The 23,208-nt window shown below is 72.4% G+C and carries 21 protein-coding genes; 10 read left to right on the top strand and 11 right to left on the bottom strand.

The annotated features are described in order from the left end of the window. Positions 1–63: 63 nt before the first annotated feature. Positions 64–1,098, bottom strand: coding sequence for a hypothetical protein (locus C1A38_RS20890; protein ID WP_102659453.1), 1,035 nt, complete (start codon positions 1,096–1,098; stop codon positions 64–66). Between the two features lie 253 nt (positions 1,099–1,351). Between C1A38_RS20890 and C1A38_RS20895 the strand changes: the two genes are divergently transcribed. The 3 genes from C1A38_RS20895 (at position 1,352) to mshD (ending at position 4,003) form a co-directional block, all read left to right on the top strand. Continuing rightward, the gene (locus C1A38_RS20895) at positions 1,352–2,092 is read left to right on the top strand and encodes a winged helix-turn-helix transcriptional regulator (protein ID WP_102659472.1); all 741 of its coding nucleotides are present in this window, start codon (positions 1,352–1,354) and stop codon (positions 2,090–2,092) included. A 105-nt stretch (positions 2,093–2,197) separates the two neighbouring features. After that, entirely contained in the window at positions 2,198–3,028 is an 831-nt protein-coding gene (locus C1A38_RS20900) for a polysaccharide deacetylase family protein (RefSeq protein WP_102659473.1), read from the top strand. A 33-nt stretch (positions 3,029–3,061) separates the two neighbouring features. Next, positions 3,062–4,003, top strand: coding sequence for a mycothiol synthase (mshD, locus tag C1A38_RS20905; RefSeq protein WP_102659454.1), 942 nt, complete (start codon positions 3,062–3,064; stop codon positions 4,001–4,003). A gap of 12 nt (positions 4,004–4,015) precedes the next feature. Here mshD and C1A38_RS20910 read toward each other — a convergent pair whose 3' ends face one another. Beyond that, positions 4,016–4,846, bottom strand: coding sequence for an NUDIX hydrolase (locus C1A38_RS20910; RefSeq protein ID WP_102659455.1), 831 nt, complete (start codon positions 4,844–4,846; stop codon positions 4,016–4,018). 88 nt (positions 4,847–4,934) lie between these two features. Here C1A38_RS20910 and C1A38_RS20915 point away from each other — a divergent pair, with 88 nt between their 5' ends. Further along, complete coding sequence (locus C1A38_RS20915; RefSeq protein WP_102659456.1) at positions 4,935–5,903, top strand: Gfo/Idh/MocA family protein; 969 nt, start codon at positions 4,935–4,937, stop codon at positions 5,901–5,903. Positions 5,904–5,970: 67 nt separating this feature from the next. On the opposite strand, the gene C1A38_RS20920 is transcribed toward C1A38_RS20915, so the two are convergent. From C1A38_RS20920 to C1A38_RS20930, 3 genes are all read right to left on the bottom strand, one after another. Next, positions 5,971–6,975: an inorganic phosphate transporter gene (locus C1A38_RS20920; protein WP_102659457.1), complete on the bottom strand. Its 1,005-nt coding sequence runs from the start codon at positions 6,973–6,975 to the stop codon at positions 5,971–5,973. Between the two features lie 4 nt (positions 6,976–6,979). Next, positions 6,980–7,606 carry a DUF47 domain-containing protein gene (locus tag C1A38_RS20925; RefSeq protein ID WP_102659458.1) on the bottom strand — a complete coding sequence of 209 codons (627 nt, stop codon included), beginning with the start codon at positions 7,604–7,606 and terminating at the stop codon, positions 6,980–6,982. 355 nt (positions 7,607–7,961) lie between these two features. Continuing rightward, on the bottom strand, positions 7,962–8,468 hold the full coding sequence (locus C1A38_RS20930) for a DUF402 domain-containing protein (RefSeq protein ID WP_102659459.1): 507 nt from the start codon (positions 8,466–8,468) through the stop codon (positions 7,962–7,964). A gap of 136 nt (positions 8,469–8,604) precedes the next feature. On the opposite strand from C1A38_RS20930, the gene C1A38_RS20935 reads away from it, so the two are divergent. Beyond that, complete coding sequence (locus tag C1A38_RS20935) at positions 8,605–10,749, top strand: ATP-dependent DNA helicase (protein ID WP_102659474.1); 2,145 nt, start codon at positions 8,605–8,607, stop codon at positions 10,747–10,749. 16 nt (positions 10,750–10,765) lie between these two features. On the opposite strand, the gene C1A38_RS20940 is transcribed toward C1A38_RS20935, so the two are convergent. Next, on the bottom strand, positions 10,766–12,067 hold the full coding sequence (locus tag C1A38_RS20940) for an AI-2E family transporter (protein ID WP_102659475.1): 1,302 nt from the start codon (positions 12,065–12,067) through the stop codon (positions 10,766–10,768). Positions 12,068–12,233: 166 nt separating this feature from the next. On the opposite strand from C1A38_RS20940, the gene C1A38_RS20945 reads away from it, so the two are divergent. Both C1A38_RS20945 and C1A38_RS31440 read left to right on the top strand, forming a co-directional pair. After that, positions 12,234–12,572: a GroES family chaperonin gene (locus C1A38_RS20945; protein ID WP_102659460.1), complete on the top strand. Its 339-nt coding sequence runs from the start codon at positions 12,234–12,236 to the stop codon at positions 12,570–12,572. 90 nt (positions 12,573–12,662) lie between these two features. After that, the gene (locus tag C1A38_RS31440) at positions 12,663–12,830 is read left to right on the top strand and encodes a hypothetical protein (RefSeq protein WP_013736159.1); all 168 of its coding nucleotides are present in this window, start codon (positions 12,663–12,665) and stop codon (positions 12,828–12,830) included. 36 nt (positions 12,831–12,866) lie between these two features. Here C1A38_RS31440 and C1A38_RS20950 read toward each other — a convergent pair whose 3' ends face one another. Both C1A38_RS20950 and C1A38_RS20955 read right to left on the bottom strand, forming a co-directional pair. Continuing rightward, positions 12,867–14,363, bottom strand: coding sequence for a PrsW family intramembrane metalloprotease (locus C1A38_RS20950; RefSeq protein WP_102659461.1), 1,497 nt, complete (start codon positions 14,361–14,363; stop codon positions 12,867–12,869). A 90-nt stretch (positions 14,364–14,453) separates the two neighbouring features. Next, positions 14,454–15,716, bottom strand: coding sequence for an FUSC family protein (locus C1A38_RS20955; protein WP_102659462.1), 1,263 nt, complete (start codon positions 15,714–15,716; stop codon positions 14,454–14,456). A 98-nt stretch (positions 15,717–15,814) separates the two neighbouring features. On the opposite strand from C1A38_RS20955, the gene C1A38_RS20960 reads away from it, so the two are divergent. Next, positions 15,815–16,477: an HD domain-containing protein gene (locus C1A38_RS20960; RefSeq protein WP_102659463.1), complete on the top strand. Its 663-nt coding sequence runs from the start codon at positions 15,815–15,817 to the stop codon at positions 16,475–16,477. On the opposite strand, the gene C1A38_RS20965 is transcribed toward C1A38_RS20960, so the two are convergent. Further along, positions 16,464–16,754: a DUF4031 domain-containing protein gene (locus tag C1A38_RS20965; protein ID WP_102659476.1), complete on the bottom strand. Its 291-nt coding sequence runs from the start codon at positions 16,752–16,754 to the stop codon at positions 16,464–16,466. The genes C1A38_RS20960 and C1A38_RS20965 overlap by 14 nt on opposite strands. Positions 16,755–16,823: 69 nt before the next feature. Between C1A38_RS20965 and C1A38_RS20970 the strand changes: the two genes are divergently transcribed. Further along, a complete protein-coding gene (locus C1A38_RS20970) occupies positions 16,824–18,224 on the top strand; it encodes an FAD-binding oxidoreductase (protein WP_102659464.1) in 1,401 nt (466 codons plus the stop codon). Between the two features lie 33 nt (positions 18,225–18,257). On the opposite strand, the gene C1A38_RS20975 is transcribed toward C1A38_RS20970, so the two are convergent. Further along, on the bottom strand, positions 18,258–18,767 hold the full coding sequence (locus C1A38_RS20975) for a hypothetical protein (protein ID WP_102659465.1): 510 nt from the start codon (positions 18,765–18,767) through the stop codon (positions 18,258–18,260). A gap of 85 nt (positions 18,768–18,852) precedes the next feature. Then, positions 18,853–20,670 (bottom strand): glycerol-3-phosphate dehydrogenase/oxidase, encoded by a 1,818-nt coding sequence (locus C1A38_RS20980; protein ID WP_102659466.1) that lies wholly within the window; start codon positions 20,668–20,670, stop codon positions 18,853–18,855. A 124-nt stretch (positions 20,671–20,794) separates the two neighbouring features. On the opposite strand from C1A38_RS20980, the gene C1A38_RS20985 reads away from it, so the two are divergent. After that, complete coding sequence (locus C1A38_RS20985) at positions 20,795–23,203, top strand: S8 family serine peptidase (protein ID WP_102659467.1); 2,409 nt, start codon at positions 20,795–20,797, stop codon at positions 23,201–23,203. The last annotated feature ends 5 nt before the right edge of the window (positions 23,204–23,208 follow it).

Genomic DNA, 23,208 nt, shown 5'->3' on the forward strand with positions numbered 1-23,208 from the left:
CCGGCGCACGAGTGTTACCCGGAGCCCGAATTACTCAATCACCGCCGGTGCCGCAGCGGTCGGTCACAGCAGGAGCCGACACATCAGGTACGCGGCCGGCGCCACCATCGCCAGCGCGCCCAGCGGCCCCTGCACGTGCCGGGCCGCCCACACGGTGGGCTGTTCGCCCGCCATCAGCCGACCGGCCTCGGCGTAGCTGACCGCGAGGTCGGCCAGCACGGCGACCACCGCGGCGACCAGACCGAGGATCGCGGCCCTGGTCGGAGTGAACGGGGTGACCAGGTAACTGCCGAGGACCGCGCCGACCAACGTACCGACCATCGCCCCGCCGACCACGCCCGCTGCGCCCCGGGGCACCTGGGGTGCGAGGCGGGGCCAGGCGGCGAAGGCGTCGGTCGCGCGGGCGACCGCCACCGTGACCGCGCCTGCGGTCAGGCAGACGACGATGGCCTGGGTGCCGGCGGGGATCCGACTCAGCACGATCAGCGTGGCGAAGGCGACCGTGCCGAACATGATGGTGGCGGTGGTCCGCAGCGAGTCGGTGACCCGGACCCGGTCCACCCGGCGCACCAGTTGACCGAGCACCGTGGCGAGCACCGCGCCGATCGCGATGTAGAGCAGCGGCCCGAGTCGCGCCTCGGAGCTGCGTACGGCCACCGCGTCGGCCGCCAACGCGGACAGTGCGCCGACGCCGAGCACCACCGGCAGGGCGGGTGGTCGGGTGACCATCGTCCAGCCCAGCAGGAACAGCATCTGCACGGTGAGCACCACGATCGTGAAGGGCAGCCGATGGTCGGGCCCCGACGTGTGTGCACCGAGGACCAGGCCGAGGCCGAGGAGCGCGGCGAACCCGGCGACGGCGAGCGAGAGTTGCCGGCTGACCTCGACCGGCGGCTCCGTCTCCTCCTCGTCGTCACCGTCGAGCGCCTCGTCGGAGCGGCGTGACGAGCCGCCACGGCGCAGGCGTCGCGGGCCGCCGGAGCGACGCGCCTCGTCGTTCTCCATGGTCGGGCCGGTCGACGGTGCCGCACCACCGGCCGGGGGCGGGTCGTCCGCCCACGGCTCGCGGCCGGTCTCAGGTGAGCTGGAGGGAAACACCCAACCGATGGTGCCAGACCGACCGCAAATCGCGGGTGCCAGCGTTTCCGCCAGGTTAAAACCTGAGGCGCGATCGAGGGCAGATAGGGCAAACGGGAAATCACGCCCGGGCTCGGCGCAGTCGATCGGTTACGCTCATGCCGAAACCCGCCCGTCAGCGACGCCGGGACCCACGGATGTTCCCAGCGCCATATCCGCAAGGAGTGCCGCTGGTCGCGCGCGGCCGCACGGGGCCGCCGGGACGGAGGTGATCGTGGAGATCCTGCTGCTGGTGACCGCACGAGCCGGCGAACCATCTGCAGTGCTGCCGGCACTGGACCTGCTACCGCACTCGGTACGCACCGCACCTCGCGACGTTCGCACCCTGGTCGCCGGGCCCAGCCCGGACGCCGTCCTGGTCGACGCCCGCTCCGAGTTGAGCGAGGCGCGGGCCACCTGCCGGATGCTGCACGCCACGGGGCTCGGCGTACCGCTTGTCGCGGTGGTGACCGAGGCCGGTCTGATCGCCCTGAACGCCGACTGGGGAGTCGACGACGTCATCCTCGCCTCCGCCGGCCCGGCCGAGGTCGAGGCCCGGCTGCGGCTCGCGGTCGGTCGACTCAGCAACGCGACGGCCGGGGTCGGTGGTTCCATCCGGGCCGGCGAGCTGATGATCGACCCGGACACCTATGCCGCGAAGCTCAAGGGTCGCCCGCTCGACCTGACCTACAAGGAGTTCGAGCTGCTCAAGTTCCTCGCCCAGCACCCGGGCCGGGTCTTCACCCGCGACCAGCTGCTGCGCGAGGTCTGGGGGTACGACTACTTCGGTGGCACCCGGACCGTCGACGTGCACGTTCGGCGCCTGCGCGCCAAGCTCGGCTCGGAGTACGAGTCGATGATCGGCACGGTGCGGCAGGTCGGCTACAAGTTCGTCGTGCCGTCCTCGCGCAACTCGCTCTCCGAGGCCGTCGAGTCGGCGTCCCTCGCAGCACGCCCCCTCACTGTCGAGGGCTAAATCTCGCATATGCCCCTTTTGGGCGGCTTGGCAGTTTTATGGTGACTGCCGAGTTGGCCAGCGGGAGGGGCAGCGGTGCGCGGTTACCACGGGGGCACGGGCCGAGTGCTCGGGATCATCACGCTCGTCGTGACGGCGGTGCTCGGATCGGCGTACGTGCTCGGCCGGAGCCTGGTCCCCGATCCACCGCGCCACGACTCGGCGGTCACCGCCACCGGCGCTGACCACCCCGAGTACGCCGACCAGTCCGCCGAGGCCGACCCCAGCCCCGATCACCCGTCCGGCAGCCCGTCGAACCCGGCGAGCCGGCCGGACGGGACGGACCCGAACTTCGGCCCGATGGGCACCCGGCTGAGCACCGGCACCAACGAGGTGGCGCTCACCTTCGACGACGGCCCGAACCCGGACTACACGCCGCAGGTCCTCGCCATCCTGCGGGAGTACCACGTCACGGCGACCTTCTGCGTGGTCGGGCAGAACGCCCAGGCCTACCCGTGGCTCGTCCAGCAGATCGTCGACGAGGGCCACACCCTCTGCAACCACAGCTGGAGCCATGACGTGAGCCTGGGCGGGCGGTCGCCGGATCGGATCCGCGACGACCTGCTGCGTACCAACGCCGCGATCCACGCCGCCGCGCCGGACGCGCCCGTCACCTGGTACCGGCAGCCCGGCGGCGCCTGGACCTACCCGGTCATCTCCGTCTCCCGCGACCTGGGCATGACGCCTCTGCACTGGACACTCGACCCGTCGGACTGGCGGGCCCCCGGCGCTTCCCGGATCGCCTCCGTGGTGCTGTCCGAGGCCCGAGCCGGATCGATCGTCCTGCTGCACGACGCGGGCGGTGACCGGCAGGGCACCGTCGACGCGCTCTACCGCATCCTGCCCGACCTGACCGCCCGCTTCGACCTCCACGCGCTGCCGAAGCACGGTACGTGAGGGACCCTGCCGGGTGCGGATACCGTTTCGGGGATGAGCGAGCGAACGCAGAGCGCGGGTTTGACAGGTACGCAGGTGAGCCGGCTGGACCGGCTCGATCCCGCACAGATCGCCGAGGTCGTCGACCTCGCCCGGGCAGCCGGCGACACCGACGGCGCGGACCCGCTGGACGAGCAGGTCCTGCTTCGACTCCGCGACGAGCGGGCCCCGGCGATCCACCTGGTCGCCCGTGGCGCCGACGACGAGACGCTGACCGGGTACGCGCACCTCGACACCACCGACCCGGGCACGGGTGTCGGGGTAGGACTCGTGGTGCATCCGGCGCACCGACGGCGGGGCATTGGGCGGGCGCTGGCGCAGCAGGTGCTGGCGAATGCCACCGGACCACTGCGGGCGTGGGCCCACGGCGACCACCCCTCCGCCGCGGCACTCGCCGTCGACCTCGACTTCCGTCGCGCCCGCGTGCTCTGGCAACTGCGTCGGCCGCTCTCCTCCCCGCAGCCCGAACCCCGCCTGCCCGACGGGGTGACCCTGCGCGCGTTCCGTCCCGGTGCCGACGACGAGGCATGGCTGGCCCTCAACGCCCGGGCCTTCGCCGATCACCCCGAGCAGGGCCGGTGGAGCGCCGACGATCTGCGGGTACGCCTCGCCGAGCCGTGGTTCGACCCGGCCGGCTTCCTGCTCGCGGTCGAGTCGGCGACCGACCGGCTGCTCGGCTTCCACTGGACGAAGGTGCACGAGCGTCCCGGCTCGGCCCGCATCGGTGAGGTGTACGTGCTGGGCGTGGATCCGTCCGCGCACGGCGGCGGGCTCGGCCGGGCCCTGACCACGGCCGGGCTGACGTACCTGCAGGAGCAGCGCGGCCTGGACCGGGTGATGCTCTACGTCGACGAGTCGAACACCGCGGCGGTGGCGCTCTACGAGCGGATCGGCTTCGCCCGCTGGTCCGCCCACGTCAACTACCAACTCGGCTGAGGGCGCACCGGCTCAGGTCAGGTGGAACCGGGGGTCGTCCGGGTCGGACAGGTCCAGCCGGGGAGTGATCGGCGTGGCCGCGTCCCGGGCCGAGGCGGCGCGCGCCACCGCGTCGAGGTCCGGGCAGGCGGCCACCTCGCCGAGCGTGACAAGGGTGGGCGGGAGCATGTTCAGCTCACCGGCCCCGGCCCGCGCGCAGGCGTCGGCGGGTCGGATCCAGAGCGTGTGGTCGGCCTCCCCGGAGACGTCCCGGGTCCGCTGCCCCTCGGGCAGCAGCGCTACGAAGAAGTACGTGTCGAACCGGCGCGGCTCGAACTCCGGCGTCACCCACCGGCTCCACGGCAACAGCAGGTCGGACCGGAGGGTGAGGCCGCGCCGGGCGAGCAGCTCGGCGAAGCCGGTACGGCGTTGCTCCAGGTCGGCGCGGGCGCGTTCCCAACTGTCGTCGCTGACGTCACCGACGACCCGGCTCGCATCCGGCCCGGCGAGCAGCACCCCGGCCTCCTCGAAGACCTCGCGGGCCGCCGCGCAGACGACCGCCTGTGCGGCGGCCGGGGCCAGGGCGAGGGTCTCCCCCCAGCTCGCCGGCTGCGGGCCCGCCCAGTCGACTCCGGTGGTGGAGTCCGAGGGGTCGACCCCGCCGCCGGGGAAGGCGTACATGCCGCCGAATGCCATCGCGGCGACCCGGCGGATCAGGTACGCCTCGAAGCCCTCCCGGGCCGGACGCAGCAGCAGTACGGTGGCCGCCACCCGGGGTACCGGCGGCTGGTCGCCACTGGTCCAGAACCGGCGGGCGTGCTCCACCAGCGCAGGCGGGGCGGGATATCCACGGTCGGTCGTCATCGCCCAGCAGCCTAGCCGGGCGCTCGTCGCGGTCTCGACGGGTGGATCGGCCGTACGAGGCAGTGGTGATCTTCGGTAGCGTCACGCCATGACTCGTTGGGGCATCCTGGCCACCGGCCACATCGCCGCCCGCTTCGCCGAGGACCTCCGGCTGGTGCCGGGGGCCGAACTGGTCGCGGTCGGCTCACGAACCGCCGAGAGCGCGCAGCGCTTCGCCGACCGGCACGGCGCTGCCCGGGCGTACGCCTCCTGGGCGGAACTGGCCGCCGACACCGACCTGGACGTCGTCTACGTGGCCACCCCGCACGTCGCGCACCACGAGGCGGCCCGCACCTGCCTGGCCGCCGGCCGGGCGGTGCTGCTGGAGAAGCCGTTCACCCTCGACCTGCCCACCAGCACCGAACTGGTCGACACCGCCCGCGCGGCCGGGGTCTTCCTGATGGAAGCGATGTGGATGCGCTGCAACCCGCTCATCCTGCGGGTCTGCGAGCTGATCGCGGACGGCGCGATCGGCACGGTGACAAGCGTCCGGGCCGACTTCGGCCTGGCCGGTCCGTTCCCGCCGGAGCATCGGCTGCGGGCCCGGGCGCTGGGCGGCGGCGCACTGCTGGATCTCGGCATCTATCCGGTGAGCCTGGCCCACCTGCTGTTGGGCGTGCCGCAGCACGTGCGGTCGTGGGCGAAGCTGGGTCCGGAAGGCACCGACGAGAACACCGGCCTGGTCCTCGGGTACGACTCGGGCGCGATCGCCACGCTGAGCTGCGGCCTGGTGGGGGCCACCGGCGTCACCGCGTCGATCACCGGCACCGCCGGGCGGATCGACCTGCCCGAGCCGTTCTTCCGGCCGGAGGCCTTCCACCTGCACCGCGATGGCGCCGAGACGGAAACGTTCACCGCCGAACTGGTCGGCTCGGGCTACCAGTACGAGGCCATCGAGGTGCAACGTTGCCTGGCCGAGGGGCTGACCGAGAGTCCGCTGGTGCCGCACTCCGCCACGCTGGAGATCATGGGCCTGCTCGACGAGGTACGCGCGCAGATCGGTGTCTCGTACCTCTGAGGTGCTGCGTGTTAAAAGGGGCCCCCTGTACTACGCGAGGCGTTAACAGGGGGCCCTTCCTTACCGCTCAGCTGAACAGGGGGCGGACCAGGAAGTACATCAGGGCGCCGATCGAGCCGGCGGCCGGGAAGGTCAGGATCCAGGCACCGACGATGTTGCCGGCCACGCCCCACCGGACGGCGGAGAGCCGCTTGGTGGCACCCACACCCATGATCGCCGAGGTGATCGTGTGGGTGGTGGAGATGGGGGCGCCGAGGACCAGGGCGTTGAAGTAGAGCACACCGCTGGCCACCGTCTCGGCGGCGAAGCCCTCCGGCGGACGCAGGTCGATGATCTTGCGACCGAGGGTGCGGATGATCCGCCAACCACCGGCGTACGTGCCGGCGGCGAGTACGGCGGCCGAGGTCCAGAACGCCCACTCGGGGATGTGGGTCGGGTCGCTCTGGTAGCCGCCGACGAAGAGGGCCAGCACCACGATGCCGATGGTCTTGGCGGCGTCCTGCATGCCGTGACCGACCGACATGGCCGCCGCGGAGGCGGTCTGGGCCCACCGGAAGCCCCGGTTCAGCTTGCCCGGGTGCCCGTTACGGAAGGCCCACTGCACACCGATCATCACGATGTAGCCGAGGACGAAGCCGACCATCGGCGACAGGATCATCGGGATGATCACGCTCTCGCCGATGCCCTTCCAGAGCACCGTGCCACTGGCCGCGACGGTCGAGCCGACCAGACCACCGATCAGGGCGTGCGAGGACGACGAGGGCAGCCCGAAGTACCAGGTGATGAGATTCCAGACGATCGCGCCGATCACGCCGGCGAAGACGATGCCGAGGCTGGACACTCCGGTCGGCAGCTCGACCAGGCCGCTGCCGACGGTCTTGGCCACCTCGGCGCCGAAGTGGGCGCCGATGAAGTTGCCGATCGCCGCCATGCCCAGGGCCACCCGTGGGGTCAGGGCCCGGGTGGAGATGCTTGTCGCGATCGCGTTGGCAGCGTCGTGGAAGCCGTTGGTGTAGTCGAACACCAGGGCTACCCCGATCACCGCCAACACTGCGATGAGCTCGGGACTCACAGGCTCAGGACTCCTTGACCGCGATGGTCTCGACGGTGTTGGCCACGTGCTCGAAGGAGTCGCAGGCGGCCTCCAGCTCGTCGGCGACCTCCTTCATCTTCAGCACGGTCAACGCGTCGTACTCGCCGGAGAAGAGGCGCACCAGCAGCATCCGGTACGCCTGGTCGCCGTCGTTCTCCAGCCGGTTGATCTCGATCCAGTAGTCCTCGAGATCCTTCATCGACTTGAGTCGGGGCATCGCCTCGGCGGTCAGCTTCGCCTGCTGGTCCAGCACGTTCACCAACTCGTGCATCTCCCGGGGCAGCGACGGCAGCTTGGTCAGCCCGTAGAGGTAGAGCAGGTTGCCCACCGCCTCCAGGTGGTCCATCACGTCGTCGAGCAGCGAGCCGAGTCGGTATATGTCCTCCCGGTCGAACGGGGTGACGAAGGTCGAGTTGATCTTCTTGTACAGCTCGTGTGTGATCTTGTCGCTGTCGTGCTCGACCTCGGTGAGCCGCTCGCTCACCGACTGCACCTCGACGTCGGGCAGGGCGAGTTCGTTGAGCAGCTCGGTACCCCGGACCAGGTTCTGCGCGGCCCTGGTGAAGAGCTCGTAGAAGGCGCCCTCGTTGGGGCGGAAGGAAAACTTCACAGCACGGACCTCGTCGTGTCGGCGGAAGGGGTGTCAGCGCGCTGTCCGGCGCTCTGCTGAGGGAATGCTAGGGAACGGTTCGACCGGCGTTTCGGCGGCCCACCCCTGGCCAGGTGTCATTCACCGGCCGTTCAACTTCCGTTCACCTTCACCGCTTTCCACCGCGCCCGACAGCGCGCCTTCGCACGCCCACATGACGTCGAAGCCGGGCGGTGAATCCCCCGAGAGCAGGGTGTCGAACGTCTCACGCCGTCGTGCTCCATCGCTGCATCATCACCCGTCGCCGGCGCGTTCGCTCGGCGTCCGGGTAGATGCGCGGCGGGTCGGCCCCGGCCTGAGCAGGACCTTCGCCAGGTCAGACCACCAGGGCGAGCCACTTACGATACGAGGTGGCGAACGGCTCCGTGCCATCGCCCAGCGCGGTGAGCAGCCAGCGGGACGCCGCCTCGGCCTCGACCACCAGATCGTCCGGGTAGCCGAACCGGGCCCGGTGCTCGGCGAACTCGTCCTCGTCGCGCAACTCGACCAGGCCGGTTTCCCGGCGGCGGACCACGTCCAGATCCAGGTCCACCAGGTGTACGGTCTCCTCGCCCTCCCAGCGTGCCGGGGTGGCGATGTCGCAGTAGACCTCGCTGGTCCGCGGTGGCGGGTTGAACATGCCCGTCCACCAGGCCTGATGTGGCACCAGCAGGACGAAGGGGATCTGCTCCACCGAGGGGCGACCGTGATAGACCGAGCTGGTGCCGGCCGGTACACCGAGCCAGATGCCGAGGTCGTCCTCTGCCAGCCGGCGAGCCGGATAGTCCCGGTGGGCGCTGCCGTCGTACTTGCGGTAGATCACGCGGACCATGTCGCTCGGCATGAGTCGCACCCTAGCCGATTACGCCCACGCCGCGCCGTCGGGAAGTTACCGGACGCAAGGGCGGTATCCGCTGCGTGAACCGCAACACGGCCCGATCGGTACCGCCCGCGTCGGACCCGGCGGGTACCGTGCCACGGTGACCCCGCCCCGCACCGCCACCGGCTCCGCCTCGACCCGCAGCAAGGCCCGTCGGTCCGGGAGCCGCCCGGGTGGGGCCGAGTTGCTGGCCGCCGCGGTCGGTGCGGTGCCCGGCGGCAGCGCACGTCCGGGTCAGCAGCAGATGGCCACGGCGATCGAGGAGTGCGTGGCCTCCGGTGAGCACCTGCTGGTGCAGGCCGGCACCGGCACCGGTAAGTCGCTTGCCTATCTCGCACCCGCGCTCACCGTCGACGGCCCCGTGGTGATCTCCACCGCCACCCTGGCGTTGCAGTCCCAGCTGGTCGAGCACGATCTGCCCCGGCTCGCGGACGCGGTCGAGCCGCTGCTGGGACGACGCCCGACGTACGCCGTGCTCAAGGGCCGGCACCACTACCTCTGCCTGGCCCGCCTGGAGAACTCGACCGAGGACGAGCCGGCGGACACCCTCTTCGACGCTCCGGCCGAGCGGCCCGGTGGCGGCACCCGCTGGCTCGGTGAGGCGGGCCGCCTCGGCAAGCAGATCCAACGCCTGCGGGACTGGGCGTTGGAGACCGACACCGGCGACCGGGACGAGCTCGACCCGGGCGTCGACGACCAGGCCTGGCGGCTGGCCTCGATGCCGGCCCGCGAGTGCGTCGGTGCGTCCCGCTGCCCGTACGGTGCGGAGTGCTTCGCGGAGGCTTCCCGCGCCCGGGCCCGGGAAGCCGACATCGTGGTGACCAACCACAGTCTGCTCGCGGTCGACATGCTCGCCGGACGACACATCGTCCCGCCGCACCGGCTGCTGGTCGTCGACGAGGCGCACGAGCTGGCCGACCGGGTCTCCTCGGCGGCGCAGGCGGAACTGACCCCGGATCTCATCGACAGGTCTGCCCGGCGGGCTCGCCCGTTGCTGCGTCCGGAGACGGCCGAGATGCTGACCGAGGCCGGTGACGCTCTCGCGATCGGGCTGGCCGAAGCCCCGGCCGGACGGATCACCAGCGGCCTGCCGGGCCCGTTGCGGGAGGCGTGCACGCTGCTGGACGCCGCGACCCGGGCCGCCCTGGACGCCATCGGCGACATCAAGGCCGACGACCCGGACCCGGTCCGCAAACAGCAGGCCAAAGCCGTCCTCGACGAGATGTCCACCACCGCCCAGCGGCTGCTGGAGGAGGCGGAGCACGACGTCGCCTGGGTGGAACGCAACGACAACACCGGCCGGCGGGCGCTGGTGGTGGCGCCGCTGTCGGTCGCCGGTACGCTCGCGACCCACCTGTACGACGAGCGGACGGTGGTGGCCACCTCGGCCACGCTCGCACTGGGCGGGCGCTTCGACACGGTGGCCCGAGCGCTGGGCCTCGAAGCGCCCCCGCCCGGCCCGCCGTCGCCGGCCGCCGAGGCGCTCGCCGCCTCGACGGTACGGCCGGGCGGCACCGCACCGACCGCCGGCGGCAGCGGCAAGGACTCCCCCAGCCAGCACGCGGACTCGGGGCCGGGCTGGCGTTCGCTGGACGTCGGATCCCCGTTCGACTACCCCCGCCAGGGGATCCTCTACGTGGCCGCGCATCTGCCCCGCCCCAGCGTCTCCGGGCTGCCCGACGCCGCCGGGGAGGAGTTGCTCGAACTGGTCACCGCGCTGGGTGGTCGTACGCTCGGGTTGTTCTCCTCCCGACGGGCCGCCACCCAGGCCGCGGAGTTGCTCCGGGCCCGCACCGACCTGCCCGTGCTGTTGCAGGGTGAGGAGGCGCTGCCGCTGCTGGTCCGCCGGTTCCGGGAGGAACAGTCGAGCTGCCTGTTCGGGGTGATGTCCCTGTGGCAGGGCGTGGACGTGCCCGGCGACTCGTGCCAGCTCGTCGTGATCGACCGGCTGCCGTTTCCCCGACCCGACGAGCCACTGGCCGCCGCCCGGGCGGCGGCGGTGGATGCCCAGGGTGGGTCCGGGTTCGCCGCGGTCAGCGTGCCCATCGCCGCGGTCCGGCTGGCGCAGGGCGTCGGGCGGCTGATCCGGGCCTCCGGCGACCGTGGCGTGGTGGCCGTGCTCGACTCGCGGCTGGAGACCGCCCGGGGCTACGGCCCGTTCCTGCGCCGGTCGCTGCCCCCGTTCTGGTACACCACCCGTCGGGAAGTGGTCCGGGGGGCGCTGACCCGGCTGGCCGGCAGCTGACCGACCAGCCGCTGTCTCAGGGCGCGCGGGCGGCGACGACGACCGCGTCGGGCGGGGTGTCGGGAACGGTACGGGCGGCGAGCCGACGTACCGCCGTGTTGAGTACCGCGATCAGCGGGACCGCGACAAGCGCTCCGGTGATCCCGGCGAGCACCACACCGGCGGCCAACCCGATGATCACGGCGAGCGGGTGGATGGCCACCGCCCGGCCCATGATCAGCGGCTGAAGGATGTGCCCCTCGACCTGCTGCACCCCGATCACCACACCGAGGATGATCAGCGCGGTGACCGGCCCGCTGTCGACGAGGGCGACGAGCACCGCCACGCCACCGGAGAGCGTCGCGCCGATGATCGGGATGAACGCACCGAGGAACACCAGGGCGGCCAGCGGGAAGGCGAACGGGATGTCGAAGATGACCAGGAAGATGCCGATGCCCACGGCGTCGATGAAGGCGACAAGCACCGTCGCGCGGACGTAGGCGACCAGGGTGGCCCAGGAGGCGCGCCCCGCGTCGTCGACCTTCCAACGGGCGGCGACCGGCAGCAGCCGGACCACGAATCGCCAGATCATGTTGCCGTCACGCAGGAAGAAGAACGCCGCGAACAGCACCAGGATCGTGCCGGTCAGCACCTCGGCAAGCGTCGTCGCGGTGGAGAGCGCGCCGCTTGTGAACTGCTCGGTGTTGTTGTTGACCCACTGTTGGGCCTCTTCGAGATAGCGGTCGAGGTCGTTGTCCGACAGGTGCAGCGGCCCGGTCTTCAGCCAGTCCTGGATCTGTTGCAGGCCCTGGCTCGACTTCGCGGCCAACTCCGGCACGCCCTTGATGAACTCGTTGACCACCAGGGTCAGCGTGCCGATCACCGCGGCGAGCCCGGCGACCAGTACCACCGCGGTCGCCAGCGACTTCGGCAGCCGGGCCCGCAGCAGCCAACCCACCGCCGGTGCCAGCAAGGCCGAGAGCAGCATCGCCACCGCGAGCGGAATGATCACGATGCTGATGGTGCTGACCAGCTTCACCAGCGCCCAGAACACCACGCCGACAACGATCAGCCGCCACGACCAGGCGGCGGCGATGCGCAGCGCGTGCGGCACGTCCGCGTCGTCGCGGCTGGAGGTGGAGTGGTGCAGGGCCGGCGACGGTGGCTCCGCGCCGACCACGGTGGCGACCGGCGGTGCCACCGGCCCCGGTTCCGTCGGCGAGGCCACCCGGGCCGGCGTGGGCACATAGGGCGGCGTGCTGCGGGCGGCGCGGACCGTGTCCCGGCCCGACTCGTACGCGCGGCGCAACCGTCCACGTAACCGCTCGAATCGGCTCAAGCGCACCTCCCGGCAGGATTCGGCCCGTGCACGGCGCCAGGGCGGACAGGATACGCCCGGCGACTCGACAGTAGGTCAGGTTTCCACCACACATTGCCCCGCCGACGGTCCGGTGAATCGCAGACCACCGGCGGCTTGCCGGAAACGACACGGTAGCGTCTGCGACGTGACAGCCGACCACGATCTCGATTCCGGCCTCCCCATCCGGCTGCTGCACGACCGGGTCCTGGTGCGCATGGAGGGCAGCGAGGGGGAGCGCCGCTCCACCGCCGGCATCGTGATCCCGGCCACCGCAGCCATGGGCAAGCGCCTGGCCTGGGCCACCGCCGTGGGCGTGGGGCCCAACGTCCGCTCCATCGTCTCCGGCGACCGGGTGCTCTTCGACCCCGACGACCGTTCCGAGGTCGAGTTGCACGGGCGCGGCTACGTGTTGTTGCGCGAGCGCGACGTGCACGCGGTGGCCGCCGAACGAGTCGAGGAAGACGCCACCGGGCTCTACCTCTGAGCCTCCCCGGCACCGTACCGGCACGGTCCGCGTCGTTTGCCACGCTCCCCGGCGGGAAGCCAGCCGCACCACCGGCCCTGGGGAGGGACGATGCCGGTATTCGTGAAGAAGGTGTTGGCCTGGGGAAGCCTCGCGTTCCTGATCTACTTCATGGCGTTCCGCCCCGAGGGCGCGGCGCAGATGTTCAAGGCGATCGGCGGCGCCCTGGTGATGATGGCCCAGGGGTTCGGGGACTTCCTCACCAGCCTGATGACCTGACCACGCCCGTGTCGACCGGCAGCCTCGACGGACCGGTCAGCGGTGCGGTGGCCAGGGTGGTGGCACCGGGCGCGGTCCGTACCAGCCCGGCGGAGGGTGGTGACCCGGGTAGGGCGCAGGCGGCGGTGGCGCGGCGAGGACCACCGGGATGGGGACCACCGGGTCCTCCGGCGCGTCCACCGCACGCTGCGATCCGTCCGGGAACCGCAGGTGGTAGCGGTGACCGTCCCAGACGCCGACCGGTGTCTGCGGGTCCCGTCCCACGAAGAACGACCGGTAGACGCTTATCGAGTCCAGCAGCTCCCGTTCCTCCCGCGCCGTCCGCTCCCGGTCGACGGGTCGACGGTCCAGTCCGCGCAGGGTGCCGTCGCGCAGCAGCGCCAGCCGGGTCGCCGCGAACTGGTAGCCGCGCATGGCGCGCAGACCGGCGTCGCCGGCCACCCGTCGGGCCCAGGCCCGGGCCGCGTGTCGGCGGCCGAGACTGCTCAGCGCCGCCACCTCCGGTGGCGTGAGCCAACCGGCGCGCACGTAGTCCGGCAGGATCCGCTCGGTGAGGCGACCTTCCCAGGCCCGTAGCCACACTGCCAGGCCGACCATGCCGAAGAAGATCGGCACCATCACGCCGACGAAGCCGAAGAGCGAGATCAGCACCTGGCCGGTGGCCTGGGTGAGCGTCGGGATCAGGTTCCACGCCCCGTGCAGCATCATCGCCAGCAGCAGGCCGGCGATCGGTGCGAGCACCCGGACCCGACGGTCGGCCGTACGCGCGGCGATGCCGAGCCCGATACCGGTCATCGCGGTGAACAGGGGATGGGCGAACCCGAACAGCAGGATCCGGACGATGAAGATGGCGATCACCTGCTGCGCCCCGGTGGCCGGGCCGTACTGCTCCGCGCCCGAGGCGTACCCGTGCCCGCCGAGGTAGAGGATGTTCTCCACCATCGCGAACCCGATCGCGGACAACCCGCAGTAGACCAGACCGTCGGTGATGCCGGACCACTCCCGACGCCGGAACACCAGCAGCAGGATCGGGGCGATCGCCTTGGTCAGCTCCTCGATGAAGGGGGCGACCAGCACGGCGGTGAGCGCGACGGGCAGCCCCTGCGCCTCGAACCACCCGGCGGCGGTCTCGTTGACCAGCAGCGATGCTGCGGTGGAGACGAAGGCCCCCCAGCCGAAGCAGAAGATCAGGTATTTGAGCGGCTCCGGTTCGTACCGGTCCAGCCAGAGGAAGCAGGCCACCAGCACCGGAACCGGCAGGATCGCGGCGGCGGCACCGATCAGCAGCGCCTCCGTACCGAGGTTGGTGCCGAGCGTGAAGAGCATGAAGATCGCGCAGGCCGCGATGAGCAGGATCGCCCCACTCAGCACCAGGGCGCGGCGCCAACCCAGCCGACGACGGGGCACTCCAGGCGCCCCGATCCCCCCGGGCGGCGCAGCGGGCACGGGCGGCGACGGCGGCAGGGGACCGCCGGACGGGGTGTCGGCCATGCGGTCAGCGTAGTCATGTCCGGCTCGTCGGGCCGCAGACATCGGCGGCAACCCCGGCCACCTGCGTGCTCCACCACCTGGCCGGGTTGCTCCAGCCTCGGGCGAGCGCGCTCCGGCCTCGGGCGGGTGTGCTCAGCCGACCGGCGGCGCGGTGGGCCGCTTCACTTCCGGCTCCGGGCCGGACGGGGAACCGGGCCGGTCGGTCTCGCCGAAGGACTGCCGGACCATCCGGTTCGCCTCCTCCTGGCTGATCCCCGAGGCCACAATCAGGTCGCTGGCGGTGGTACGCACCTGGGCCACCACCACACTGCCGGAGAAGCCGACCCCCTCGGCGTACGCCCGGCCGGCATCGCTGACCGCGCGCAGCGAGCGTTCCCGGGCCCGCTCGGGCTCCTCACCCTGGGCGAACTCGCGCTTGAGCAGGCGGACCGCCTCGGCGAGATGGGCGACCGCGTCCGGCATCGGCTCCGGCACCGGTTCGGCGTCCTCGATCAGGGTGACCGCACGCCGGATCAGGGTGCCGCTGTTACGCATCGTCCGATCGATCGGGTCGGCCGCCTCGGCATAGTGGGTGAGTTCGCTGCGCCGGTGCCAGCGCGCCGGGGAGAGCAGGGCGGTCTCCTTGGCGCCCTCGATCGCCTCGGTGAGGGTGGCCAGTTCCGCCTTGTTGTCGCGCAGCCGGTCCAGCGCCGTCTGGACCTTGTCCCGGTCCCGGGCGCGCAGCCCGTCGGCGGCGGCGTCGAGCTGGTCGGCGAGCAGGTCCAGGGCGGGCCGGGCGGCCCGGTTGAGCACCCGCAACGGGTTGAGCGGCAGCAGGATCGCGGTGACCAGCAGCGCGATGCCACCGCCGACGAACGCGTCGACGAACCGGGGGATCTCCAGGGCTTCGACCGTCGGGCTGAGGGTCACGATCAGGACCGCGGTCGCGGCGGCCTGGATGACGATGGCGACGCTTCCTCCGGCGAAGATGGTCAGCAGGATGGCGACGGTGACGACCAGCGCGAGCTGCCACGGACCGGTGCCGAGAAAGTGGACGAGGATGTCGCCGACCGCCACCCCGACCGCCACTCCGATGATCAGCTCCACGGTCCGCCGGAATCGCTGCCCCACCGAGACGGCGAGGGTGCCCACGGCGGAGATCGGGGCGAAGACCGGCTGCGGGTTGCCCAGCAGTTCGTGCGCGGCCACCCAGCTCAGTCCGGCCGCAAGACCCGCCTGTACGGCCAGGGCGAGCGACATCCGGACCCGGTGCAGGCGGTCGTGCAGGGTCGCTTTGCCCCGTTGGCGCACCTGCGCTGCGGTTTCGGTGATCCGTGCCGTGCCCACGTCGGACAGGCTCTGGCGTATCCGGTCACGGCGCAGCACTCGAAAACGTCGCTCCCGGGCCTCCGCCATGGCCGCTACTACCCGCCGTGCGCCGGGACAATCCTCGCGCAGCGGTACCGATCGCACCGTCGGGCCGACGATGTCCCCCGATACGGCAGACTGACCGGATGGCGGGACTGATCGAGCGGTGGCGTACTACCGTCCGGGCCGCCGGGGCGAGTGACCCTGCGGCGATCGAGGCGACCGGGAGCGAACTGCTCGAACGGTGGCGGGAGCCGCACCGGCACTACCACACGGTCGACCACCTGACCGCCGTACTCGACGTCGTCGACCGGTACGCCTCGGCGGGGCGACGCCCGGACCTGGTCCGGCTCGCCGCCTGGTGCCATGACGCGGTGTACGACCCACGGGCGCCGGGCGACCGCAACGAACGCGACAGCGCCGCGCTCGCCGACACCCTGCTCACCGGCGCCGGGCTGCCCGGTCCCGAGGTCGCCGAGGTGCGTCGGCTGGTCCTGCTCACCGCCGGGCACCAGGTGGATCCGGCGGACGCCGACGGGGTGCTGCTCTGCGACGCCGACCTGGCCGTGCTGGCCGCAGCCGAGCCGGAGTACGACAGGTACGCGAGCGCGATCCGCCGGGAGTACGCCCACGTGCCGCCGGCCGCCTACCGGATCGGCCGCGCCCAGGTCCTCACCCACCTGCTCGCCCTGCCCAGCATCTTCCGCCTGCCGAGGCCGGCCACCCGCTGGGAGCCTCGGGCCCGGGCCAACCTCGCCCGCGAACTGGGCACCCTGCAGGCGGCGGATCAGGACGTCACTGTCGACTGACCGGCTGGCTCGGCACCCGGTGCAGGTGTTTGGGGCGGCGGAGGTTCGCCGCGTACAGCAGGCGGACCAGGTCGCGGCTGGGCCGTACCTCGGCACCGAGCCAGACCGCCATGTCGAACCGGTCGGCGGGGATGTCGTAGTGGTCGCGGTCGAAGCCGCGCCGGGGTGCGCCCAGTGCCTCGGCGAAGACGTGCAGTTCGGCGAGGGAGACGTCGCTGATCAGGTGTGACCAGAGACGACCACGCGCCGGCCAGGCCGGCCGGTCCAGGTAGATCACGGCAGCCACGGTACCCGGGACCGGGCATCCGTTTGATGATCACCGGCGGCCGGCCGTAGCCTCGGCGACATGGCCGCCTCCTTCCTCCTCGACGACCTGCGCGCCGCCCTCGGGCCGGACGCGGTGCTCACCGATCCGGACCTGCTGCGCGGGTACGAGCGCGACGAGGCCGACCTGTGCGCTTCCGGCACGCCCCTGGTGGTCACCCGACCCCGCAGCACCGAGGAGGTGGCCGCCGTGGTCCGCGCGGCCGGGCGGTACGGCGTACCCGTGGTGCCGCAGGGGGCGCGGACCGGGCTGGCCGGGGCGGCGAACGCGGTCGACGGCGCGGTGGTGCTCAGCACCACGGCGATGGACGCCATCCTGGAGATCGACCCGGTGAGCCGGATCGCGGTGGTGCAGCCCGGCGTGGTCAACGCGGCACTCACCGCCGCGGTGGCCGAGCACGGGCTCTGGTACCCGCCGGACCCGGGCTCGTGGGAGTCGTCCACCATCGGCGGCAACGTCGCCACCAACGCGGGCGGCATGTGCTGCGTCAAGTACGGCGTGACCACCGAGTACGTGCTCGGCCTGGAGGTGGTGCTCGCCTCCGGCGAGGTGCTGCGCACCGGGCGACGTACCGCCAAGGGGGTCGCCGGGTACGACCTGACCCGGCTCTTCGTCGGCTCGGAGGGCACCCTCGGGGTGATCACCGAGGTGACGGTGGCGTTGCGACCCGCCCCGGCGGCGTCGCTGACCCTGGTCGCCGTCTTCGGCTCGACCGGCGCGGCCGGCGAGGCGGTGGCCCGGATCGCCGCTCAGGGCCTCTCCCCCAGCCTGCTCGAACTGCTCGACCGCACCCATCTGGTGGCGATCGAGGCGTACCGGCCGATGGGGTTGCGTACCGACGCCGAGGCGCTGCTGCTGGCTGCCGCCGACACCGGCCCACGGGCCGCCGAGGACCTGGCCGAACTGGCGGCGGTCTGCACGGCGGCCGGTGCCGAGGAGGTGTACGCGGCCACCGACGCGGTGCAGGCCGCCGCCCTGTTGCAGGCCCGCCGGCTGGCGCATCCGGCGATGGAGAAGTACGCCGCCGACACGTACCCGGGCGGCAACGGCGGACTGATCATCGACGACGTGGCCGTGCCCCGGGGCGCATTGGCCGCCCTCCTCGACGGGGTGGCCCGGATCGCCGTGGAGTGTGCGGTGCCGATCGGTGTCGTTGGTCATGCCGGCGACGGCAACATGCACCCCAACATCGTGGTGGACCGCAACGACCCGGCCAGCCTGGAACGCGGCCGGCGGGCCTTCGACGAGATCATGCGCCTCGGTCTGGAGCTCGGCGGCACCTGCACCGGGGAGCACGGCGTCGGTCTGCTCAAGCGGGACTGGTTGGCCCGGGAGATCGGGCCGGTCGGCGTACGGGTGCACCAGGCGATCAAGAACGCGCTGGACCCGGCCGGGCTGCTCAACCCCGGCAAGGTGCTCTGAAGCGGTTGACCCGGGCCTGTCGGCCCGCTCCGCCTAGGACGAGGTGAGCTGCGCGGGCGTGTTCTGGGTGAGCAGCAGCAGGATCTCCTCCGCCACCGGCGGGCGCTCCTCACCCGGGCAGTCCTGCGAGGTGATCAGCCCGGCGGTGGTCAGCAGGCTGGAGGTCAGCGCGCCGATGCAGGTGACCTTGTAGCCGCGCGCCTCGTCGGTCTCCATCACCAACGCCGGGTCGGCCAGCAGGAGCTGCAGCCGCTCCGAGTGCTCCTGGCTCAACGCGCCCGTGGAGGTCACCCCGTCGCCCGCGCAGTCGACGCACTCCCAGCGCCCGTCCGGCTCCACGTTCAGGGTGCGCAGCGGGCCGTCCGTGCCCTCGTTCTGCAGCAGGCTGACCCGGTACTTGCCGCTGGTGCCGGCGGCGTTGCCGGCCGCCGCCGGTTGGGTCGACGGGTCGCGCTGGTCGCCGAACGGGGCGCACCCTGTGACAGCAACCGCCAGTAGGGCGGAAGCGCAGAGGTGAGCCAGCCGTGACCAGGAAAGCGCCATCACGCGCGGAACTTACCTCACCGTAGGTAGCGAGCGGAACCCGTCATGTGGACATCTACCGCAGACAATGCCCGAAGTGGACTGCTCAGCGTGGAAGTCCGGCATCGTCGGCGCCCCGGTCGGCGGCGTAGCCGCGCACGTCCGGCGCACCGAGCCGGGCCGCGTCGGCGGTCGCGTCGTCCGGCATCAGCTGCGACTGCCGTTCGGCCATCACCCGTGCCCGGTAGTGCGCCACCTCCCGGGCACGCCGGTCGGCGTCCCACCCGAGCACCGCGCCCATCAACTCGGCCGTGTGTTCGGCCGACTCCAGGCCCCGGTGGGTGGTCTCGAACGAGATCCGGGTACGCCGGGTCAGCACGTCCTCCAGGTGCAGCGCGCCCTCGGCCCGAGCCGCGTAGGTCACCTCGGCCGCGAGGTACTCCGGTGCCCCGGCCAGCGGAGAGGCCAGCAGCGGATCGGCGTCGATCAGGGCGAGCAGATCCAGGGTCAGGCTGCCGTAGCGTTCGAGCAGGTGTTCCACCACGCCGACCGGCAACCCGTGCCGGCGGGCCAGGTCGGCCCGGTCCCGCCACATGGCCGCGTACCCGTCGGCGCCGAGCAACGGTAGGTCGGCGGTACGCGACGGCCGTGGCCAGCCGAGCCGACGCGCGGCCTGGTCGACCACGTCGGCGGCCATCACCCGGTAGGTCGTGTACTTGCCCCCGGCGACAAGCAGCAGGCCGAGCATCGGCTCGATGACCGCGTGTTCCCGGGAGAGCTTGGAGGTGGAGTCCGCCTCGCCGGCCAGCAGCGGGCGCAGCCCGGCGTAGACACCTTCGATGTCGGCGGTGGTCAGCGGCCGGTCGAGCACGGTGTTGACCTGCCGCAGCAGGTAGTCGATGTCGCTGGCGGAGGCCGCCGGGTGGGAACGGTCCAACCGCCAGTCGGTGTCCGTGGTACCGATGATCCAGTGCCCGCCCCACGGGATGACGAACAGCACGCTTGTCGCCGTCCGCAGGATCAGCCCGGTGTCCCCGGTGATCGCCGAGCGGGGCACCACCAGGTGCACGCCCTTGGAGGCCCGTACCCGGATGCCGGGGCGCAGCCCGACGTCGTTGAGCATGCGGGACATGTCGTCGGTCCACACCCCGGTCGCCGCGATCACCGATCGCGCCTGCACCTCGAACTCGGCGTCCGGGGAGCCGGCCGGTGCCTCCAGGTCACGGATCCGCACCCCGGTGACCTCCCGGGCCTGTCGGATCAGGCCGACCGCCTGGGCGCTGCTGACCACTGTCGCCCCCAGGCTCGCGGCGGTGCGGGCCAGGGTGACGACCAGCCGGGCATCGTCCACCTGCCCGTCGTAGTAGCGGATCGCTCCGGCCAGCCCGTCGGTGCGCAGGCTCGGAAAGATCCGGCGGGCGCCCTCCCGGCTCAGGTGTCGGTGCAGCGGCATGCCCCGGCCTCCGCCGAACAGACCCGCGAAGGCGTCGTACGCGGCCACCCCGGCGCCGTAGTAGGCCCGCCGGACGATCCGGGCGGGCAGGCCGCGTACGCCGTCACCGGCGGGCAGCGGCACCAGGAACGGCACCGGGCGTACCAGGTGCGGCGCCAACCGGGTGGCCAGCAGCCCCCGCTCGGTCAGCGCCTCGTGCACCAGGTTGAACTCCAACTGTTCCAGGTAGCGCAGGCCGCCGTGGATCAGCTTGCTGGACCGGCTGGAGGTGCCGGCCGCGAAGTCCCGCGCCTCCACCAGGGCCACCTTCAGCCCTCGCGACGCGGCGTCGACGGCCGCGCCCGCACCGGTCACGCCACCGCCGATGATCAGCACGTCGAAGCGCTCGGCCCGCAGCCGACGCAGATCGCCGGCCCGACGGGAGGACGAGAGTTGTCCGGCGACGGATCGCAGTACGTGTGGATCGCGCATCGCTCCACCGTAACCGTCCCGCCGTACCCGCGACCTTCGCCGCCAGGGCCGGCCCGCTCCCTCCTCGTCCACCCTTCGTGCCGAGCCCACCGGCCGGGTGCGGCCTGCGTCGTACTGTGTGCGGATGCGGGCGGACTACTCATCTGGCAGTGCCAGCAGTCCCTGGGCGGTCGTCGTCACGGTCCTGATCGGCTGCTGGGCGGTCGGGGTCACCGTCGTGTCGCAGACCGGCGGGTGGGCCGTCGACCAGGTGCTGTTGATCACCGCGCTGGATCGGTTGGCGCTGCTCTGGCCGTTGGTGAGCCTGTTCACCGTCGTCGCGATCGGCACGGCCGCCCTGCCGCTGGCGATGGTGCCCCGCTCGGCGACGATCCGGAGCGCCGGCCGGGTGTGGCTGGCCGGGGCGCTGACGCTTGGCGTACTCGGGCTGTTGCGAGCGATCCCCCCGGTGCACCACGAGGCGTACCTTGCCGCGCTGGCCGTCACGGCCACCCTGCTGGCGCTGGTCGCCAGGTGGGTGTCGAGCCGGCTGGCCGGGGCCGACCGGTGGCCGGCACCGGCGCGGCCCCGCAGCCTGCGGCCATCGGTGGCGACCTGGCTGGCTCTGGCCGCCGGGCTGGCCCTGCTGGTGCCCTGGGTCTGGCTGGGCGCGCTCGGTGGTCTGCTGGAAACCGTTCTCGCCGGGCTGGCCGCAGCAGCCGTCGGGGCGCTGGCGGCGGCGTTGCTCGATGCCCGGTTCTGGGACCACTTCACCGGCGGCCAGCCGCCCCGGCCGGCTCGACTGGTCCTGCTGGGTGGGCTGGTCGCGGGGGTGGTGCTGCTGCTGGTCGGTGCCGGCACCGGCCAGTCCGGTGCCCAGTTGCCGCTGCTGGTGGCGCTGCCACCGGTGGGCTTCGCGCTGGCCGCGCTGCACGCGCTGACCCGTCGACACCCCCGGACCGCGGGCCGCACCTCCACCGCCTGGTTGGTCGGGCTCAACGTGTTCGGTCCGCTGGCGTTCACCGACCCGGAGGAGATCAGCCTGCTGCTCGCCACCACCCGGGACGTGCCGTTCTGGGTGGCGGTCGCGACGGGTGCCGGGCTCGTCGTCGCGCTGGTGCTGGCCATCGCGTACGGCCTGCTGCTGGCCCGTCCGGCGGCACGCCCGCCCCGCCCCGCACTGGCCGGGCTGACCACGCTGGTCCTGCTGGTCGCGGTCGGTGCGATCGGTGTCGGGGTCGGTCAGCCCGGCCTGCACGGCGAGCGGCTCTTCGTGCTGCTGCGCGAGCAGGCGGATCTCGCCGACCTGCCGACCGGGACGGGTAAGGCGGGCCGCGACGCCCGCGCCGAGCAGGTCTACCGGCGACTGGTCGCCACCGCCGAACGCACCCAGGCCGAGTTGCGTCGCGACCTGCGCCGGCTGCGACTGGAACACCGGCCGTACTACCTGGTCAACGCGATCGAGGTGGACGGTGGACCGGCGGTACGGGCCTGGCTGTCCCGCCGGCCCGAGGTGGCTCGGGTGCTGGTCAGCCAGCGGCTGCGCCCGTTGCCCTCACCCGCCGCGCCGGCGGTCGGTCACGCACCGGCGCCGGACGGCCCGCCCTGGAACATCACCATGATCGGCGCGGACCGGGTCTGGTCCGAGCTTGGCGTCACCGGGGCCGGGGTGACCGTGGGCAGTTCCGACTCCGGGGTGGACGGGCGGCATCCGACGCTTGTCGAGAACTTCCGGGGCGGCGACGATTCCTGGTTCGATCCGTGGAACGGCACCCGTACGCCGACCGACCGCAGCGGGCACGGCACCCACACGGTGGGCAGCGCGGTCGGCCGGGGCGGCATCGGCGTCGCGCCGGGGGCGAACTGGGTGGGCTGCGTCAACCTCGACCGCAATCTCGGCAATCCGGCCTCCTACCTCGACTGCCTTCAGTTCATGCTGGCGCCCTTCCCGCCCGGCGGTGACCCGTTCACCGACGGCCGACCGGCCCGCGCACCGGAGATCCTGACCAACTCGTGGGGCTGCCCGCCGATCGAGGGCTGTGATCCGCAAGCGCTACGACCGGCCACGGACGCGCTGGAGGCGGCGGGAATCCTGGTCGTCGCGGCGGCCGGCAACAGCGGACCGCTCTGCGATTCGGTACAGGACCCGCCCGCACCGTACCCGGACGTGCTCACCGTCGGCGCGGTGGACCAGCGGCGTCAGGTCGCCGCCTTCTCCTCCCGGGGCCCGGCACCCGGCGGGGTGGCCAAACCGGACCTGATGGCTCCGGGAGCGGACGTGCTCTCCGCGATGCCCGGCGGCGGGTACGCCACCCTCGACGGCACCTCCATGGCCACCCCCCAGGTGGCGGGCGTGGTCGCGCTGATGTGGTCGGCCGATCCCGACCTGGTCGGCGACCTCGATCGGACCCGGCAACTGCTGCGCGCCACGGCCACCGCCGTCCCGACCGGTACCGATTCGGCGGAGCGCACCGACGCCTGCGGTGGTACGCGCAACGTGATCGGCGCCGGCCTGGTCGACGCGTACGCGGCCGTACGCGCCGTCCGCGGCTGACCTCA

This window comes from Verrucosispora sp. ts21 (assembly GCF_002879555.1).
Classification (GTDB): Bacteria; Actinomycetota; Actinomycetes; order Mycobacteriales; family Micromonosporaceae; genus Micromonospora; species Micromonospora gifhornensis.